This window comes from Zarconia sp., from assembly GCF_057467645.1.
This window is the reverse complement of sequence record NZ_JBRJXU010000147.1, coordinates 125,005-143,297: the sequence shown is the minus strand read 5'-3', so window position 1 is coordinate 143,297 and position 18,293 is coordinate 125,005. Positions and strand designations below refer to the sequence as shown.

Sequence of the window (18,293 nt, the reverse complement as noted above, 5' to 3'; positions counted from 1 at the left end):
CGACGTTTGAATGGGTCAGATCGCAATCGAGATAGCTGCAACTGTGAAGTGAAAGTCGAGCCGATCCGAATTTTATCGATCGAGGACGATCGAGATGATGCCAACCTGTTCGGCACGCTGCTGATGCCAGTCGTTCGGGCCGTACCGTTTATCGTTACCCACGCGCGCAACCTGGAAGCCGGACTCGAACAGCTTTCCCAAAGCGATTTCGATCTGATATTACTCGATCTATCTTTACCAGAGTGCGACGGACTCGATGGGTTCCGACAACTTTATGGTTGCTGTCCCCACATCCCCACCATCGTCCTGAGTAACTTTGACGATGCCGAACGAGCCATCGAAGCCGTGCGCGAAGGCGCGCAGGACTATCTCGTCAAAGGTCAAATCGATAGTCGATTGCTCGTGCGATCGATTCGCTACGCCATCGAACGGCAGCGGTTGCGCGTGGAGAAACATGCCGATCGATCGCAGCAACCCCAGGAACGAGAACTCTTGCTTCTCGAACATTTGACCACCAGCCAAGCCACCCTCGTTGCCTCGAAACTCTACGGAAATCTCCCCCTCAAAGAAAGCATTCCCGAGGATTTCGAGCAATTAGTGCAACAGTACGGTCAATTCTTAGATCGCGCCTTAGAACAACGAATTTATCGGGTCACCCATCCGATTTCCGACGGATTGCGAGGCATGGCGGAACAATTAGGCTTTCTCAAAGCCAGTCCTCGGGACATTATCGAGATTCACACCCAAGCCATCCAACAGAAAATTATCAACGTGCCATCCCCCAAAGCTCAAGTCTATATTGAGGAAGCCCGAATTATGGTACTCGAACTCATGGGCTTCCTCACATCTTACTACCGGAAATATCATTTGGCGTTGAGTCACGTGTACCCCCGAACCAAGCTGGAGCAACCTCGTAAAGATTAAGCCAATCGGCTAAGAATGAAGACATTTTGAGGGGGAGTCGAGGAAGTATGGGGAGACATCAACGTTTTCGCTCGATCGAAGTTTGCTAAATGGGACCAACGATCGGCTTGCCAACTTGTAAGATGAGATCCGAAGTTGAAATCCTGTCTTCGTCAATCTGAGGTCCGATCGCTCTTAAGTATAAAACTCTAATGGATAAAGTCGTACTCAAGCTGTATGTGACCGGTCAAACGCCAAGAACGAAACGGGCGATCGCGAACTTATACCGTATTTGCGAAGAAGAACTATCGGATAACTACGAAATCGTCATCATTGACGTTTTAGAGTATCCCAATCTAGCCGAATCGGAAAAAATACTCGTTACCCCAACCCTGATCAGACAACTGCCACCACCGCTGAGGCGCACTATTGGCGATTTATCGAATCGAGATCGGGTTCTGATGGGTTTGGAACTCGGCCAGTTCGATTGAGCGATCGCCAACGCGATTTTACCAACATGATTTAAACCGTTAGATCGACGAGCGTAAAAATTGATGACTTTAATCAACGACCAATTTGAAGACGACCGAGAATGGGTTGAAAAACTCGCAACGGGAATCGCCGGCTTCGATCTGATTGCCGAAGGAGGGTTGCCCAAATGCGCCACGACGTTAGTGGCGGGGACGGCCGGTAGTGCGAAAACCGTGTTTGCCAGCCAGTTCCTCGCCAAAGGCATTCTCGAAACTGGGGAAGCGGGGGTCTTCGTCACCTTTGAAGAATCCCCCAAAGCCCTGCGCAAGCATATGCGCAGTTTTGGTTGGAACATCGAAGAATGGGAAGCCGAGAAGAAATGGGCGTTTGTCGATGCATCTCCGCCTCCGGGAGAAAAACCCGTGGTGACTGGCGAATACGACCTCGGGGCGCTGATTGCTCGGATCGAGTATGCGATTCGCTCGATCGGGGCGTCGCGTTTGTCGATCGATTCTTTGGGGGCCGTATTTACCCAGGTGGGGGATGTGGCAACGGTGCGCGGCGATTTGTTCCGCATTGGTAGTGCTATTAAAGAACTCGAAGTCACGGCAATCCTCACCGCAGAACGAACCCAGGAATATGGCGATATTGCCCGCTACGGCGTGGAGGAGTTTGTCACCGATAACGTGATTATCCTCCGCAACGTTTTGGAAGGGGAAAAACGGCGGCGCACGTTGGAAATTCTCAAGTTTCGGGGAACCACCCACCAAAAAGGAGAGTATCCCTTTACGGTGTTGCCTCGCAAAGGGATTGAGGTGATTCCCCTCTCGGCGATGGAGTTGAAGCAAAAATCCTCCAATATCCGCATTAGTTCCGGAATTCAAGAACTCGATCGAATGTGCGGCGGGGGCTTTTTCCGCGATTCCGTCATTCTGGTTTCCGGGGCGACGGGAACGGGTAAAACCCTAGTGGTGACCCAGTTTATGGGAGGTGGCGTTCGGGACGGGGAACAATGTTTGTTGTTTGCCTTTGAAGAAAGCCGAGAACAACTCTTCCGCAATGCCACGGGATGGGGGGTGGATTTCGAGCAAATGGAAGCCCAAGGCAAACTGAAGGTGGTCTGTCGCTATCCCGAAGCCACGGGACTCGAAGACCATCTGATTAAGATGAAAGAAGTCATCGATCGCTTCCAACCCAATCGCGTGGCGGTTGATAGTCTGTCAGCCTTGGAACGAGTTTCCACCGAGAAGGGATTTCGGGAATTCGTGATTAGTTTGACCTCTTTTATCAAGTTCCAAACCATTGCCGGGTTGTTTACCTCGACGACTCCGACGCTTTTAGGGGGATCTTCGGTGACGGAATCCCATATTTCGACAATTACCGATTCGATTATCCTGCTGCGCTACGTGGAAATGTACGGGGAGATGCAGCGAGGACTGACGGTGCTGAAAATGCGCGGTTCCATGCACGATAAAGATATTCGGGAGTTTCGCATCGATGGCAAGGGGATGCATATCGATAAACCCTTCCGCAACGTATCGGGTATTTTGTCTGGACACTTTACCTACGTCGCGGCGAACGAACTGGCCCGGCTGAGTGGCTTGTTTGGGGAGGGTGGAATTGAGTAGGGTGTCTGGATCGAGGGTGAATCGTAACTTTTCAAATCTCCAATCTAAACCAGATATGGTGAAAGTAGAACCAGTGAGAACTGCTTATGTCGAATTCAGTCGTTGAAATTCTCTCCTCAGAGGAAATTCGCCGTACCCTGACGCGCTTAGCCTCTCAGATTATAGAAAAGTCGGGAAATCTCGAAGATTTAGTACTGTTGGGCATCTATACCCGAGGTGTTCCCTTAGCGCAGATGCTGGCGACGCAGATCGAAGCATTAGAAAATGTTACCGTTCCCCTCGGGGCGTTGGATATCACCTTTTACCGCGACGATCTCGATCGCCGTGGGGTGCGCACCCCCGCAAAGGACAAAATCCCCTTCGATTTAACCCGAAAGCGTGTCGTTTTGGTCGATGATGTCATTTATACCGGTCGAACCATTCGCGCGGCCCTGAACGCAATTCACGAGTACGGCAGACCCGAGGCGATTTGGCTGGCAGTATTGGTCGATCGCGGACATCGCCAATTACCGATTCATCCGACATTTACGGGTAAAACGCTACCGACAGCCAAGGAGGAAACCGTGAAGGTGTACTTGCAAGAATATGACGGACGAGATGGGGTGGAATTGATGCGATCGTCGGTTTAGGAAAGTCATGAGAATATGCTCGTTACCGATCGAGAAAATCGAACCTTGACCCACATTTCGAATGGTTTATATTGGTAAGCTTTTCCTTCATCTCTATCTCTCAAAAAAATCCCTCTGACTGGAATCTTTACGGCAAATTGGCAACACCTTGCTCGAGGGCTCCGGTAAACTCATCTTGAAATAGAGTTATTCTCGGTAATTCTCAAGTGTTCGGGGTACGATGATGACAACTGTTAATCTTGACATTCAAACCGTTGAAGTTCCCAAAGATTTAAAACAATTCTATTTAAGATTTTATGACAATGTAATGTTCGGTGGAGAGGATGATGAAACGCTCATCGGTGGTAACGGCAAAGATTTAATTTTAGGTGAAGGAGGTAACGATCTTCTTCAAGGAAAGGGAGGAAACGATCGACTCGATGGTGGCGGTGGCAACGATTCTCTAGAAGGAGGAAGTGGCGATGATATTCTCGTCGGGGGTATCGATATTCAACATCTTGCCTGTGCTGGATTTTTCTGCGTTGACGGTTCGGGAGACGACTTGCTCAAGGGTGAAGAAGGTAACGACGCATTAATTGGAGCCGGTGGCAATGATTCCCTGCTGGGGGGTGTTGGCGACGATAATTTAAGGGGAGAAAACGGGAACGACAGTCTTTTAGGTGGAGATGGAGTCGATCGGCTCACCGGAGGTTTTGGGAGCGATATTCTCAATGGTGGCGGAGGAGCCGATACGTTTGAGTTTTCGTTTCTCGATCCATTTTTCGGTCTTCCCTTCGTGGTTCCGCCACCCAGACCCGAACCGGGTATCGATACGATCGAAGATTTCAATACCAATCAAGGGGATAAAATCGCGATCTCCGGTTTGGGAGAGGTCTCGATTACCCAATTCCAGTACGATGGAGACACCGGTGCGCTCTTCTTCGACGATCGACAGTTCGCGCAACTGCAACCCGACCTTGATTTTATCCCGGAACGAGACATCGAACTCAATTTTTCAAATCCAACATTTCCCGATTTCGATACACCTCTGACACCCTCAGTTTTTTAAACTCCAGTGAGGATGAAACTTCCCTCTAGTTCAAGAAGATTAGGGGGAAGCAAGATCGAAGCTTAACGATTATCAAAAATGTTGCTTTCCGTACTTTTAATTTGATTTTTAAGTATTACTTAAGGCTTAATAGCAACCGGCTACTGGAACGGTAATTGATAATGGTAGAATGCTTCATCTTTGGTGTAATTGCGCGATCGATAAAGAGTTTGGGCGGATGTATTCGAGATTTGCGTGGATAATGCAATCCGCGCGGCACCGGTATCTCGTGCGTAATTCTCAGCCGTATTCATGAGAGCGGTGGCGATTCCTTGTCTGCGGTATCGTTGCTCGACAAATAAATCGTTTAAAATCCAGATTCGTTTCATCGACACCGAAGAAAAACTGGGATAAAGTTGCGTAAACCCAATGAACTGTTCGTTTTCCCTAGCGATAAAAATTACCGAATCACTATTTTGGAGACGATCGCGTAAGAATTGTTTTGCGGCTTCGAGATCGGAGTCTTGTCCGTAAAAAATACGATATCGATCGAATAGAAAGGCTAAACCTTCGAGGTCATCTAAATTTGCAAGTCTGATTTCCATATTTTTTTGTCTGCGATGGCAGAGTTTCAAGACTTTTCACAAAATCATATCGATTAAAATTCTGAGTAAAACGCTCAAAGTTCGATCGGTGAAATAATTTTTTTTGATATAGCGTTTCTCTAATCAGTGAGGGCTAAGTTTAAATCTCAAGTCCCCCTTATCAAGGGGGATTTAGGGGGATCTTCTATACCTCATTCATGCGAGAAACGCTATATTTGAGGGCGATTTCAGAATCGCGCAAGTTGTTATCCTAGTGAAATCGTTAATATTCAAGGGAATCTCCATCGCCGTGGCTCAAACTTGGAACACTCAAACCTATCACGAAAATGCCCGATTTGTTTCCGATTTGGGCATGGCAGTGGTGGAATGGCTGGCACCTCAACCGGGCGATCGCATTTTAGATCTCGGCTGCGGTGATGGTGTTTTGACGCTGAAGTTGCGAGATTTGGGATGTGACGTGGTGGGGGTCGATTCGAGTCCCGAATTTATCGAGTCTGCTCGTTCTTTGGGATTAGATGCGCGACTTTTGGACGGGCAAGAATTACCGTTCGAGCGTGAATTTGATGCGGTGTTTAGTAATGCGGCACTGCATTGGATGAAACAACCCGATCGCGTTATCGAGGGGGTGTGGCGAGCGTTGAAACCCGGCGGTCGATTTGTGGGTGAATTTGGGGGAGATGGTAATGTCGGTGCGATCGTCGATGCCTTACATCATGCTTTAGCCGATCGAGGCATTGATGCAAAACTCCTTCATCCCTGGTATTTTCCCACAGTTGAAGAATACCGTACCCGCCTCGAATTGAGAGGATTTCAAGTCAATAAAATAGCCCTGATTCCGCGCCCCACTCCCCTACCAACGGATATTCGCGGCTGGCTGCAAACCTTTGCCAATCCATTTTTGGTCGCACTACCGAGTACAGAACGGGAGGCATTTTTAGAGGAGGTCGTTACCCGTTTGGAACCGACATTACGGGATGAATCGGGGCAATGGGCTGCCGATTACGTGCGGTTGCGATTTGCAGCCAGCAAACCCGCTTCCGAGGTAGATAGTCAATGATTCGGCCAACCTCTCTCGTATAGCCTCGAATCTGGACGGGGTAAGCACGGGTGCACTACCCCTAACACCTGCTCAAATCGCGTTCGGCGAACTACTCAATATCGATTCAATTGACACTCGCCCCTTGCCACAAATCCTGGCAGCGAATGGGTTGAAAGATGCTAGAGTCAGCCCCAGTATTTCTCCCAGGGTAAGACCTTCCTGAGTGAGGTTCGGCCGTGAGGATAATCTCGCCATTTTCCCCCACCTGCCACCCCTGGGCTTCGATGAGGGGGGGGTGTTCTGCGGGAACGGCAATTTCTGCAATCTCGGTATTGTTGCTATTTTCTGCTGCTTCCTCGGGAAATTCCACCCAATCGAGGGTGATGAGGGCTTGCCCTGGAATAATATCTAAGGGACTCGGAGGAATACCGCCTCGTCCGGTGATGTAGAATTCGCTTCCCAAACCGGTGACGCAGATATCGTCGCGGATTAAGTCATCGACGCGGAAGGGATCGTTGACGATGACGGTGGGATCTTCAATTTCGTCGAAGATGAGGAGGGTTCCGCTGGCGCTAATAACACAGCTATTGCACAAGAAGAGGGTGAAAAAGGGATCGTCTTGGGGTTGTAGGGTGAGGTTGCTACCTTCTTTGGGATCGGCAGCGAGGGTAACGATCGCACTGCCGTCTTGGAACAGTAACAAGCGATCGGACGCGATATCGATATTACCTTCCTGGGTTTCGACACCAAATGCAAAAATAAAGCTCTGACCGCTAACTCTCACGTCTTCTGCGCTGAGATTAATATCGCCACCCCGACCCGTTGAGGAAATCGCGATTAAACTGCCGCGATCGAGAATGCGAACGTTTTCGGCAGCCACATCGATCGTGCCGGGTTGTCCAAGGACGATCGTGTTTTCGGCGAGTAGGCTGGCAACGTTAATGGATGCCCCATCGCGCACGAGAAACTCTTCCGTTGCCACTCTCACGTTGCCCCCGTCCCCAGCGGCAAATGTCCCAGCACTCAAACTACTCCCGGAACCGCTCAATTCCACGGACTCGGAGGCTTGAAGGTTTAAGGTTCCCGCCCGACCCGAACCGAGAGTAAATGCCGATGCTTGGCCGCCATTGCGAACGGTGAATCGATCGGTCTCGATCGAAATATCTCCCGCTTCCCCAGTATCGCTGGCGATCGCCAATAAACCACTACCCGCACCAAGAATTTCCACGGATTCGGTGGCATTAATCTCGATGGTTCCGGCATTGCCACTGCTCAGCGACCCCACTAAAATAGAGCCGCCATCAAGAACCCTCAAACGTCCGGTATCGATGGTGACATCTCCCGCATTTCCCGCAGCAAACGTCGCTCCGGCTAAGGCACTAGCTGTACCATCGGGGGAACTCCCACTAATCTCGACCAGTTCCGATGCATTCACCCTCACGGTTCCCGCGTCGCCATCGCCCCGAGTACTCACAGAAACCTCACCGCCATCCCGGACGCTAAACTGCCGAGTGTCGATGGTGATATCTCCCGCATTCCCCGTACTCAGGGCGATCGAAGCCAGAAGACTAGGGTTTCCATCGTTTTGAGTCCCGCTCACTTCAACTAAATCTGCAGCCCGGACGGTGACAGTTCCCGCATCTCCTTGGGCAAAGGAGAGAACACCAATCGCCCCACCATCGAGAACCCTCAACTGTCGGGTATCGATGGTCAATTCCCGAGCATTTCCCGTCCCCAAAGTCCCAGCAGCCACGCTACTGCCGATATCATTGGGGGATACGCCGCTAATCTCGACGGTCTCTGTTGCCTGAATGGAAAGCAATCCGGCGGGTTGGGCTCCCAAGCTTGCCGTCGTAATTTCGGAACCCTCCGTCACCCTCAAATTACGACTCCGAACTTGGATATTACCGCCCCCTTCCCCACTGGCAAAAACTCCCGCTTCCGCCGCGAGCTGGATATCTCGAAAGTTTTCAACTCCGGCGTAGTCGAGGGTAAATCCCCCTTCCTCGAGAGAGAGGTTCGCGCGACTGTTCTCGCCGAGGCTGCCCAATTCGATCCGTCCCTGGCGAGCTTCGATCGTTCCACCGGAGAAGTTCACATTTCCCCCGATTAAACCTAGGGTTTGCCCCGATTCTACCGCCAGTCCCCGAGTATCGTTTAAGAGGGTTTCTTGAAAGGCGATCTCTTCTTGGCGCAAATCTTCGATCGTTGCGGTTTCAGGAGAAGGCTGCCGCCCGAGCCTGGCACCCGACACTTGAATATCTCCCGGATTGGTCCCAAATTGCAAGCCGATGGGAACGTTCACTGTTAATAATGGCTCGGCGTTAGTATCTGTCGTACTGTAGAAACTGCCATCTTCAAATAAAACCCGATCGGCCGTACTCCCGAGAAACGAACCGCCAATATCGAGTCGGGCGTTGGGACCGAACTGAATCCCATTAGGATTCACGAGAAATAGATTCGCCGTGCCGTTAGCACGAATCAAACCATCGATATTAGAAAAGTTCTCTCCGGTGACGCGGGTAATAATATTATCGATACTGATGCTATTGTTAAAAAATGCTTCGTTCCCAGTGGTCACGGAAAACTCCTGGAAACTGTGGAAGAGATTGCTTCCCGCTTCCGTTCCACCATCGATGGTAATGACGTTGCCATTGGGAGTGACGATCGAATTATTCGGAAGCGTGGCATCTGGGACGATTTGCGCCAACGCGGTACCCTCGATCGCCCCCCACAAACTTACCACTTGTAATGCGATCGCACTTCGATAGATCCACCGTTTCATATCCTGACCTTCTAACACCCCAGTTAATGATTTAAGTTTGATTTAGGTCGATGTCTAATCGATATTTTTAAACTAATTTTTATAGAAATAAATTTAGCATATTATTCGAATATCTGAAATCATATTCAAAACTTTTTAACGATTTTAGGCTGGTGATACAATCCCGATATTACAAATAGTTTTAAGGGAAAATTGCTAGCTATTCCAAAAGATAGGATAACCAGCAATTTTAACTTAAAGGCGATCGATTTAATCCAAACTACAACCTAGAAACCGATATTAAATTAAAGCAAAGTCATTTTGAGGTGCAGTGAAAATCGAGTTCTCCACATCAGTGGTGCTGTCAGTATTCAGAACGAAGGCGATAAAGGAATCATTTTCTGCGAGTTTGATGCCCACATCATCCGTACCGTCGGCATTGAAGTCTCCCACTTCAAAGGTGAGAGCCACATCAACCGTCAAAGCAATCGTATCTTCCCCAGCTTCGAAATCCGTTAGCAAGTCCGCACTAAAAGTCGCTTCCGTTTCGTCGAATGTGGTTTGTATGATAAAGACATCTTCGCCGCTACCACCGGTGAGAATATCGAAACCGCTATCTCCCGAAAGAATGTCATCTCCATCATCTCCGAGCACGACATCATTGCCCTTGCCGCCTCGGACTACATCATTCCCTGCTCCACCAGATACAAAGTCATCTCCCTGGTTACCATAGACGCAGTCGATGCCGTCTCCCCCCATGAGAGTGTCGTTACCATCGCTACCCATTAAAACGTCGTTACCGTCGTTTCCTTCGAGCATGTCGTCGCCATCGCCACCATCGACCGCATCGTTACCGCCAGAACCATCTACGCCATCGTCGCCATCAGACCCGATCGCAGCGGTAATATCGAGAGCATCTAGATCGATCGTGGTGGTTGTTGTTGAGGTAATCTCGAAGGTGGTTTCGCTGCTGAAGCTGAAAGAAGCTCCGACATTGATACTCCAAAGAGTATTGAGTTGAGAGGCGTTATCAATGATGACCGAACCGGCAACGGGACCGTTGCTACCCCCGATAAAGATGCCTCCAAAAGCTTGGATCTCGGTGATGGTGGTTTGTTCTAAAGTCGTGTAACTCGTGATGTTTAGGTTTGTTGGGGGGTCCGTAGGATTGGGATCGGTCGGATCGGTGGGATCTTGGGGAGAAGAAATCTGAATTAACCGACCGTACAAGTTGGCAATATCAAACCCTTCCTCGGGAGACTCGAAGCCTTGGGTGAAGGTGTCACCGCCATCTTGGGAGAAACCGAGCAGTTCTAAAGTATACGTGTCGCCATTGAGTTCAAAAGTTTGCGGGGTAAATCCACTACCGATGAACTGTAGTTCGTCAGCGTCTAGTACTGGATCGTTGTTAACGTTGGGTGTATTAAAAATATCGAAGAGATAGACGAAAGGATCGGGATCGTTGTCTGTACCGTCAATATCGAGATCGACGCTAAAGGCAAACTCGCCATCAAAACCCGTACCCCGGTCGATCGTGCCATTTTGATAGAAGATTTGACCGATTTTAAAGGGTTCGTCTGGTTTGGCACCGAATAAATCGCCACCATCGAACTGAAGCACGCTAGAGAAACTATCTTCAATGCCGATTCCCCATTCAAATCGGTTGTCTTCTCCGCCATTTTCATCAGTAATGACGATAACTGAATCGGAGGTTACATCGTTCGGACTAAAGAACGTACCGGAAGAAACACCGACGATCGCTTCAACATTCATGTCATCCATGTCGTCTATGTCGTCTATGTCGTCTATGTCGTCTATGTCATCTATGTCATCCATGTCATCCATGTCGTCCATGTCATCCATGTCGTCCATGTCATCCATGTCGTCCATGTTATCCATGTCGTTCATGTCATCCATGTCGTCCATGTCATCCATGTCGTCCATGTTATCCATGTCGTTCATGTCATCCATGTTATCCATCATCATGTCGTCGTTCATTGCCAGACTCCTTACAACTCAAATTGCCTGACTGACGATGTTTGAGAAAGCAGTGAAGCGTCTCGCGTGCGTCAGCTACTACTACATATTTCTCAGGGCTGGAAACTTATGCACTTTGGCTGGCGAAATTTCCGAAATGGATGCGAGAACATCAGAAAAATCCAGGAATTGCCGCACAATTATCTCTTTCAAATTCAAGCATCGTCACGGTTTCACGAATTTGAGGAAAAATTTTGGCAGATGCGCGATTTCAGTCGAGATTTTCGATCGTATAGTTCGATCGCATAGAAGGAACACACATAAATACCCGGTTTGACAGACAAAATTGCTGGCGATCCCGAAACCATGGATAACCAGCAATTGCAACTTCACTCAGACCGATCTGACAACCACTCGAAGCGCAAAACCGCTCTTACATCAGGGCGAAGTCGCCTTCGGGAACTGACATTATCGAGTTTTCAACGTCAGCGATGCGATCGGTTCCGAGGACGAAGCCGATAATGGCATCGTTTTGAGCGAGTTCGATCGCCACATCATCTGTACCGTCGGCGTTGAAATCGCCCACTTCAAAGGTAACGGCAACATCGATGCTCAAGACGATCGAATCTTCTCCAGCAGTAAAGTCGGTAATGATATCGGCACTAAAGGTGGATTCGGCTTCGTCAAATTCGGCTAGCAAGACAAAGACATCGTCGCCATCGCCACCAGTTAGTGCGTCGAAGCCGCTGTCTCCAGCAAGAACGTCATCTCCATCGTCTCCGACAACAACGTCATTCCCTTTTCCACCTCGAAGAATGTCGTCATCATCGCCACCGGAGAGAACGTCATTGCCAAGGTTTCCGTAAACCAAGTCATTACCATCGCCACCCATCAAGACGTCATTACCATCGCTACCCATTAAGACATCGTTACCATCGCCACCGTCGATCGCATCGTCGCCATCGTCACCGTCGATCGCATCGTTGAGATCGGAACCATCGATATCGTCATCATCATCGGATCCGATCGCTGCGGTAATATCGAGATCGTCGAGATCGATTTCTGTCTCGTTCTCCATCTCGAAAGTAGAGTCGTCGTGGAAGCGAAGGGCTGCTCCCGCGTTGATACTCCAAAACGTATTCAAATCGGAGGCATCGTCAATGATGACCGATCCGGCAACGGGGCCGCTGCTACCCCCCACAAAGATTCCGCCTGCATCTGTAATTTCGGCGATCGTTGTTGCGCTGAGGGATGCGAACGCGGCATCGTCATCATCAATCTCAATCAATCGACCGTACAAATTCGCAATATCGATTCCTTCTTCAGATGACTCAAACCCATTGGTAAAGGTGTCGCCACCATCTTGGGAGAAACCGAGTAGTTCTAGGGTATAGGTATCGTCATCGAGTTCAAAGGTTTGCGGGGTGAGTCCGCTACCCATAAAACGCAGTATGTCGGCATCTAAATCCGCATCATCGTGGACGTTGGGTGTATTGAGAATATCGAAGAGGAAAACAAAGGGGTCGGGATCGTCGTCGGTGCCTTCAAAATCGAGATCGATGCTGAAGGCAAACTCACCGTCAAATCCCGTACCGGATTCGATCGTACCGTTACGATAGAAAAGTTGACCGATCTTAAAGGCATCATCGTCCTGAGTGCCAAATAAGTCAGCACCATCGAATTGAATCAGGCTAGAGAAACTCTCGTCTGTACCAACACCCCATTCCAATCGGTTGTTCTCCCCGCCATTTTCATCAGAAATTTCGATAACTGAAGTCGAGCTAATGCCTGGTGGGGTAAAGAATTGTCCTGAAGAAACACCGACGATCGCATCATCATCATCATCGATGTCATCATCATCATCATCGATGTCATCATCATCGTCGATGTCATCATCATCATCGTCGATGTCGTCATCATCATCGTCGATGTCATCATCATCATCGATGTCGTCATCATCATCGATGTCGTCATCATCATCGTCGATGTCGTCATCATCATCGTCGATGTCATCATCATCGTCGATGTCGTCATCATCATCATCGATGTCGTCATCATCATCATCGATGTCATCCATGTCGTTCATGCCATCCATGCCATCCATGTCGTTCATGTCATCCATGCCATCCATGTCGTTCATCATAAAATCGTCATTCATAGTAAGCTCCTGAAAACTTAAATTTCCTTGCCACAAATATTGAAAAAAAAACGATTGCTTCTGTGCTTCTGCTACTGATTCATCTTTCTTGAGGTGGAACAACGATCGACTTTTTCTCACCCCATATCTGACATCAAATCGAGAAAAATAAAAAATTCAGAAAAAGAATTAAGATAATAAATCTTTGATAATTTGGTGCCCGTTCAATCTTATTTTTTTCATGAAGTCACCTCAAGAATTTATTGATTCGTCTTAACTCTCAAGCCAAAGCTTTTCTTGGCTTCATAAATTTAGTATTAAACTCACCCATGAATCTGATGTGAAATATGGGTGAGTGGAGATGAAACTTATGTGAGAGACTTCTAATTCTTACAAAGAAAAATTTCTTAATATAAGAATATTATCTTTTTACAAAAGTTATTTTATTGCTGGAATTCTCGGTTCTGGTTTTTGGTAAGTGCGTGGGATTCAGAATGCGTCCCGAACATTGGCTACGATCGCCCATGGGATGTTGTGATTTTCTTCATCAGACCTTGATTGAAAATAGTCGAGAGACGATCGTCTTCAAGAACTGTCGCAATTTCCGCACTCAAACAAGCGATCGATATCCCCAGAGAAACGATTATATTAAACCTAAGAATAACTTCTCAGGTCTAACCCCTCCGTGAACGACTCCCACTTCGATCGCGCCCGTAACAGCATCCGCACTGCCCTCGCCCGCCTTTCCCAAAATCAAAGTTACCGCCCCACCACTCGTAACCAGTCGGCGCGGGTAGCCCTGCAAACCCAGCGAGATATCCTCAAAGCCAACCTGAAAAAACTCGATGGCGGCGTCATTCGGATTGCAGCATTTGGATTGGTGAGTCGGGGTAAATCGGCGGTATTAAATGCCCTATTGGGTCAAAACCTGTTAGAAACCGGACCGATTAATGGGGTGACGAAGTGGCCGAGATCGGTGTTGTGGGCGCAAAGCGAAGATGAAAGCCTGCAAGTGGAACTCATCGATACCCCCGGTTTGGATGAGGTGGGTGGATTCGATCGCTCGCAAATGGCAAGGGATGTGGCCCGGCAAGCGGATCTGATTTTATTCGTCGTGGCGGGGGATATCACTCGGACGGAGTATCGGGCGCTGTCGGAGTTGTGGCAAACCCACAAACCGCTAATTTTGGTCTTCAACAAAATCGATTTGTATCCCGATCGCGATCGCGAAGCGATCTACGAACAGTTGCAACAACTCGGGCGCGACGTACCCCTCAAACCCGAGGAAATCGTCCGGGTTGCGGCCGCCCCGATGCCGATACAAGTGCGGCAGGAATGGCCCGACGGACGGGTTACCGAAGAGTGGGAAACCCCCTCTTCGGATGTGGCGGCCCTGCGGCAAACCCTGATTGAAATTTTGGGAACCGAAGGGCGATCGCTACTGGCATTGAATGCGTTAGTACAGGCGCGGAACGCCCAGGAAACCATCGCTCGTAAAAGCGTGGAGTTGCGCGATCGCGAGGCGGAAGAACTCATCTGGCAGTTCGCCCGGTATAAGGCGATCGCGGTGGGGGTGAATCCCGTGGCGGTATTGGATGTGTTGGGTGGGGCGATTTCGGATTTAGTGCTGATTCGATCGCTGGCACAGTTGTACGGATTGCCGATGACGAGTTACGAAGCGACTAAATTGTGGAAAACGATTCTTTTCAGTAGCGGTGGGTTGCTGTTGGGAGAATTGGGAACGAATGCGGTATTCGGTTTGGGAAAAGGAGTTTCCGGGGCAGCAATGGGACTACCGGGATTTGCCGGGGCAGCGATTGCCCAGGGGGCCGTTGCCGGATACGGGGCTTATGCCGTGGGGCAAGCTGCACAGGTGTATCTGGAACGGGGCTGTACCTGGGGAGAACTGGGGGCGGATACGATTATTCGCGACATTCTCGCACGAGTCGATCGAGATTCAATTCTCGATCGATTGCGTCAGGAATTGCGGTGAGTGTTTCGATCGGGATCGATAATTGTCTCCCCCCGCCCCCGATGCCCTCGAGGCTCCTCTGATGGTGAATTCTCGATCTCGAACGGAACTCGATCGCGTCAGGCTTGCGATCGGGAGTATTCAAATGTTGGGGAAGTCTTGTGGGTTTGGGCAGTGCGATCGAATGCTTTGAACAACCAAGGGGAACATGTTTGATGGGAGGCGATCGCTTGGGATTCTATTCCTGACACCCTACACCCCATCCTCACCGGAAACTATCCGATCCCGAACTGACGTTCGATACTACTCTTGCGCGAGTTCTGCGAGTTGGCGTTCTTTATCCAATCGCCGTTTTTTGGCATAAAGCTGAATAGTCGCGGCCATCACCACCACTAAACCAACGATCGTCCAAACTGTTGCATCGGTAGGTAAGCTATTTTTAAACACCGCCAGCATGACGATCGAAACCAGCATCAACGTCGGGGCTTCGTTCAAGGCTCGCAGTTGTTTGCTCCCCCATTTGCATTCGCCTGCTTCTAGCTGTTTCATCAGGCGACCGCAGTAAATGTGGTAGCCGATGAGCAAGGCGACAAACAGAAGTTTGACGTGCAGCCAACCCATTTTCAGCACCTCGGGTTCCGTACTCAGCAACCCGATCGCCATCACAACGGTGACCAGCATTCCCGGCGTGGTGATGATATTGTACAGGCGCTTCTCCATAATCTGGTACTGATTTTGGAGAATCGTCCGCGCGGGTTCCGGTTCGGCTTCGGCTTCGACGTGATAGATAAATAGGCGCACGAGGTAGAATAACCCGGCAAACCAAACCACCACGCCAATCAGGTGAAATGCTTTATACCAGTAATAGGGCATGAATCGTTCTCTCTTATGGGAAGTTTTTGATTTGACTTTTACTTAGAATACAGAAACCAGTGACTTTTATGAAGATTCTGTTACATAAAATTTACTTTTCAAGAATCGGGATGTTTTGATTGAACGCCCTCGAAACTTTAAAATATTCCTTAAACCGAATACAAAGTCTTTATATTCATTCTGATTTTGCAATAAATATCGAAGGATTTACTAATTCTAAAAAAGATAGATTCGATCGTCCGAGGTCACCTCGTTCTCCTCGATGAGTTTCTCGATATCGAGGGCGTGCAAAAGTCACCTCTGCACGATCTTGAATACGATTGAGCCTGGGGTATCGCCCACTTCGCCTTTTCCTGAAACTTGGGTTCGATCGCACTCGACCTTCATCTGGAGTGAATCGAAAAGAAGCCGCCCTCCTCACATCCGGATACCGACCTTCTGACCTCCACGTTTATCGACCTCTCCAGCTTTCCGAGCTGACGAGCGTTACGTCACCATCGCTGACGATCTCGGGCAAGCGTCATTCACGCGGATGCGATTAAATCGACAAGTTAATCGAAAAAAAATAGGCAATTTGGAAACATTTTAGGCGGATTTGAGCGTCAGGAAAGTGAAGAAACAAATAAGACAGATTCCTATACCAATCCAGGAGCGAAATCACGATGAAATCTACTCAGTTCGCCATTGCTGCGATGACGCTATTGACTCCTTTATTCTTTAGTGCAGGCAGCGTATTTGCCCAGACGGAAATTGAAAGTGTAGAACCCAGCGATGTCTGGATTGTTAGCGATTCGATCGAACTCAATCGCGCCAAAAATTACGCCCGTCAAGCTGCCGAACGGTTCAATGGCGGTTTAGAAAACTACCGGGCCGAACCGTCGATGCACGGCCCCTCTTCGGAAGCCCCGTTTGTCGTCAATGAAGATGGCAGTTGGACGTTTACCTTCATGGGCGGTCGTCCGGGTTCTGACGTGTTTTCAGTAGAAACGGCCGTCACCGTTTCTCCCGACGGTCAAGTCACCATCGATTACAACCAGCCTCTCTAAGGTCTAGAGCATCACGACAATGGATTGGGGTCGGGGAGGAGTCAATGGGTCAGTTGCGATGCTCTTCCTCCTCTTCCCTTGTCTCCCCACCTCCCCCTCTGGGCGTCTTCGCGTCTCCCATATCTGCCTTAGGCAATATCTCACACGAATCCTCTTACACTGCCATCGGATACGACCGAACCGACCAACTCCCACAGTTCGATCGCGAGCAAGGGGGGCAACGGGTGCCTGAGGCAAAAGATAGGCTTTTTCAACTCATACCGTTTCTCTATGAAGCTGCGCTAAATCGTTCCTTGCCCAGTCCGCTTTTGAGCGCAGATTCAGTTTGTTGTGCAGAAAATTATTCTTGATACCAACTGAGAATTTGACGATATGTAATGTCTTGCATTTGCCGATCTTCTAGACCATTTTATAGCAAGCCCGCGTGCTTAAAGATTTTACCCCCTCATAAATCTTGATTTCATCACAGACAATATTTTGCAAATCTTCATTGTTGTCTGCTTCAATCAAGGCGATTGTATCTGAAGCTCCCCAACACGCCCGCACTTGAACTGAGTAAGGTTGTGCCTTGAGAAAAGCAACGAAGTCATGCTCTTGAAGGGTGTGGTAATCCACATTAATCATCAAACAAGCGCGAACCGCCTTTGTAAATTTGACACCGGGTCGATCGGGGTAGCCGGGAATCACTTTGCACCGACGAGAATCAACAGCTTTTATATATCGCCTAGTCCGAATGTCGTTGATGACTGCTTGCATCTCAGCCGGACCATCCGATTCCAAGTAAGCCACAATACGATCGGGCCCGTATATGGGAGAAACCCAGACAACATTTGAAATAGTTGAGAGCGAGCCTGTTACTTTTCTAGCATCAAGATCGGTCTGAATAAACAGAAAAGTATTATCCTTCATAACAATCATCCTTAGTCAAAGGTTCTGCAAATAAATTATGAAGAGTTTATATTTTTATAGTATTAATAAACTCTTGAAAAAAACTATCGTTTAATCTTCCGTTACCTCGCCAAAGCTAGTCATTTTCTTTGTATTTGTTTTAGATTTTGATTGCTAAGAAAATATTGATGGCAAGGAGTACTCAGCGGTCAGTTTTGGGTCGTCAGAAAAAACCTTGTTGTGGCTAGCCTGGATTATTCACGAAGAGATGCGATCGATTCCGATCTCTCGTCAGCCTCAAAAAACAGATAATTTTTCGCACAAATTGCCAGCT

The 18,293-nt window shown here is 48.8% G+C and carries 14 protein-coding genes; 8 read left to right on the top strand and 6 right to left on the bottom strand.

Annotated elements, in window-relative coordinates; genetic code table 11:
* Positions 1-48 precede the first annotated feature (48 nt).
* From AC2215_RS22650 to AC2215_RS22630, 5 genes are all read left to right on the top strand, one after another.
* On the top strand, positions 49-924 hold the full coding sequence (locus AC2215_RS22650; RefSeq protein WP_486812284.1) for a response regulator: 876 nt from the start codon (positions 49-51) through the stop codon (positions 922-924).
* A 191-nt stretch (positions 925-1,115) separates the two neighbouring features.
* Entirely contained in the window at positions 1,116-1,394 is a 279-nt protein-coding gene (locus tag AC2215_RS22645) for a circadian clock KaiB family protein (RefSeq protein ID WP_486812283.1), read from the top strand.
* Positions 1,395-1,457: 63 nt separating this feature from the next.
* Positions 1,458-3,002, top strand: a complete 1,545-nt coding sequence (gene kaiC / locus AC2215_RS22640) for a circadian clock protein KaiC (RefSeq protein ID WP_486812282.1) — start codon at positions 1,458-1,460, stop codon at positions 3,000-3,002.
* Between the two features lie 86 nt (positions 3,003-3,088).
* Positions 3,089-3,631, top strand: coding sequence for a bifunctional pyr operon transcriptional regulator/uracil phosphoribosyltransferase PyrR (gene pyrR / locus AC2215_RS22635; protein ID WP_486812281.1), 543 nt, complete (start codon positions 3,089-3,091; stop codon positions 3,629-3,631).
* A gap of 220 nt (positions 3,632-3,851) precedes the next feature.
* Positions 3,852-4,679, top strand: a complete 828-nt coding sequence (locus tag AC2215_RS22630; RefSeq protein WP_486812280.1) for a calcium-binding protein — start codon at positions 3,852-3,854, stop codon at positions 4,677-4,679.
* Positions 4,680-4,819: 140 nt separating this feature from the next.
* Here AC2215_RS22630 and AC2215_RS22625 read toward each other — a convergent pair whose 3' ends face one another.
* Positions 4,820-5,263 carry a GNAT family N-acetyltransferase gene (locus tag AC2215_RS22625; protein WP_486812279.1) on the bottom strand — a complete coding sequence of 148 codons (444 nt, stop codon included), beginning with the start codon at positions 5,261-5,263 and terminating at the stop codon, positions 4,820-4,822.
* A 289-nt stretch (positions 5,264-5,552) separates the two neighbouring features.
* Here AC2215_RS22625 and AC2215_RS22620 point away from each other — a divergent pair, with 289 nt between their 5' ends.
* Positions 5,553-6,320, top strand: a complete 768-nt coding sequence (locus AC2215_RS22620) for a class I SAM-dependent methyltransferase (protein ID WP_486812278.1) — start codon at positions 5,553-5,555, stop codon at positions 6,318-6,320.
* Positions 6,321-6,426: 106 nt separating this feature from the next.
* On the opposite strand, the gene AC2215_RS22615 is transcribed toward AC2215_RS22620, so the two are convergent.
* The 3 genes from AC2215_RS22615 to AC2215_RS22605 form a co-directional block, all read right to left on the bottom strand.
* Positions 6,427-9,087 (bottom strand): two-partner secretion domain-containing protein, encoded by a 2,661-nt coding sequence (locus tag AC2215_RS22615; protein WP_486812277.1) that lies wholly within the window; start codon positions 9,085-9,087, stop codon positions 6,427-6,429.
* Positions 9,088-9,366: 279 nt separating this feature from the next.
* Positions 9,367-11,064, bottom strand: coding sequence for a choice-of-anchor K domain-containing protein (locus AC2215_RS22610; protein ID WP_486812276.1), 1,698 nt, complete (start codon positions 11,062-11,064; stop codon positions 9,367-9,369).
* Between the two features lie 412 nt (positions 11,065-11,476).
* Positions 11,477-13,201 (bottom strand): choice-of-anchor K domain-containing protein, encoded by a 1,725-nt coding sequence (locus tag AC2215_RS22605; protein WP_486812275.1) that lies wholly within the window; start codon positions 13,199-13,201, stop codon positions 11,477-11,479.
* Positions 13,202-13,865: 664 nt separating this feature from the next.
* Between AC2215_RS22605 and AC2215_RS22600 the strand changes: the two genes are divergently transcribed.
* On the top strand, positions 13,866-15,173 hold the full coding sequence (locus AC2215_RS22600) for a GTP-binding protein (protein WP_486812274.1): 1,308 nt from the start codon (positions 13,866-13,868) through the stop codon (positions 15,171-15,173).
* Positions 15,174-15,455: 282 nt separating this feature from the next.
* Here AC2215_RS22600 and hemJ read toward each other — a convergent pair whose 3' ends face one another.
* Positions 15,456-16,025, bottom strand: a complete 570-nt coding sequence (hemJ, locus tag AC2215_RS22595) for a protoporphyrinogen oxidase HemJ (RefSeq protein WP_486812273.1) — start codon at positions 16,023-16,025, stop codon at positions 15,456-15,458.
* A 662-nt stretch (positions 16,026-16,687) separates the two neighbouring features.
* Between hemJ and AC2215_RS22590 the strand changes: the two genes are divergently transcribed.
* On the top strand, positions 16,688-17,071 hold the full coding sequence (locus tag AC2215_RS22590; protein ID WP_486812272.1) for a hypothetical protein: 384 nt from the start codon (positions 16,688-16,690) through the stop codon (positions 17,069-17,071).
* A gap of 399 nt (positions 17,072-17,470) precedes the next feature.
* On the opposite strand, the gene AC2215_RS22585 is transcribed toward AC2215_RS22590, so the two are convergent.
* Positions 17,471-17,980 carry a hypothetical protein gene (locus AC2215_RS22585; RefSeq protein WP_486812271.1) on the bottom strand — a complete coding sequence of 170 codons (510 nt, stop codon included), beginning with the start codon at positions 17,978-17,980 and terminating at the stop codon, positions 17,471-17,473.
* Between the last annotated feature and the right edge of the window lie 313 nt (positions 17,981-18,293).

Bases quoted from the DNA above. Each gene is read 5' to 3' on its own strand.
- hemJ (WP_486812273.1), bottom strand. From the start codon at position 16,025: ATGCCCTATTACTGGTATAAAGCATTTCACCTGATTGGCGTGGTGGTT.
- AC2215_RS22625 (WP_486812279.1), bottom strand. From the start codon at position 5,263: ATGGAAATCAGACTTGCAAATTTAGATGACCTCGAAGGTTTAGCCTTT.
- AC2215_RS22605 (WP_486812275.1), bottom strand. From the start codon at position 13,201: ATGAATGACGATTTTATGATGAACGACATGGATGGCATGGATGACATG.
- AC2215_RS22615 (WP_486812277.1), bottom strand. From the start codon at position 9,087: ATGAAACGGTGGATCTATCGAAGTGCGATCGCATTACAAGTGGTAAGT.
- AC2215_RS22630 (WP_486812280.1), top strand. From the start codon at position 3,852: ATGATGACAACTGTTAATCTTGACATTCAAACCGTTGAAGTTCCCAAA.
- AC2215_RS22645 (WP_486812283.1), top strand. From the start codon at position 1,116: ATGGATAAAGTCGTACTCAAGCTGTATGTGACCGGTCAAACGCCAAGA.
- AC2215_RS22590 (WP_486812272.1), top strand. From the start codon at position 16,688: ATGAAATCTACTCAGTTCGCCATTGCTGCGATGACGCTATTGACTCCT.
- kaiC (WP_486812282.1), top strand. From the start codon at position 1,458: ATGACTTTAATCAACGACCAATTTGAAGACGACCGAGAATGGGTTGAA.
- AC2215_RS22585 (WP_486812271.1), bottom strand. From the start codon at position 17,980: ATGAAGGATAATACTTTTCTGTTTATTCAGACCGATCTTGATGCTAGA.
- pyrR (WP_486812281.1), top strand. From the start codon at position 3,089: ATGTCGAATTCAGTCGTTGAAATTCTCTCCTCAGAGGAAATTCGCCGT.
- AC2215_RS22610 (WP_486812276.1), bottom strand. From the start codon at position 11,064: ATGAACGACGACATGATGATGGATAACATGGATGACATGAACGACATG.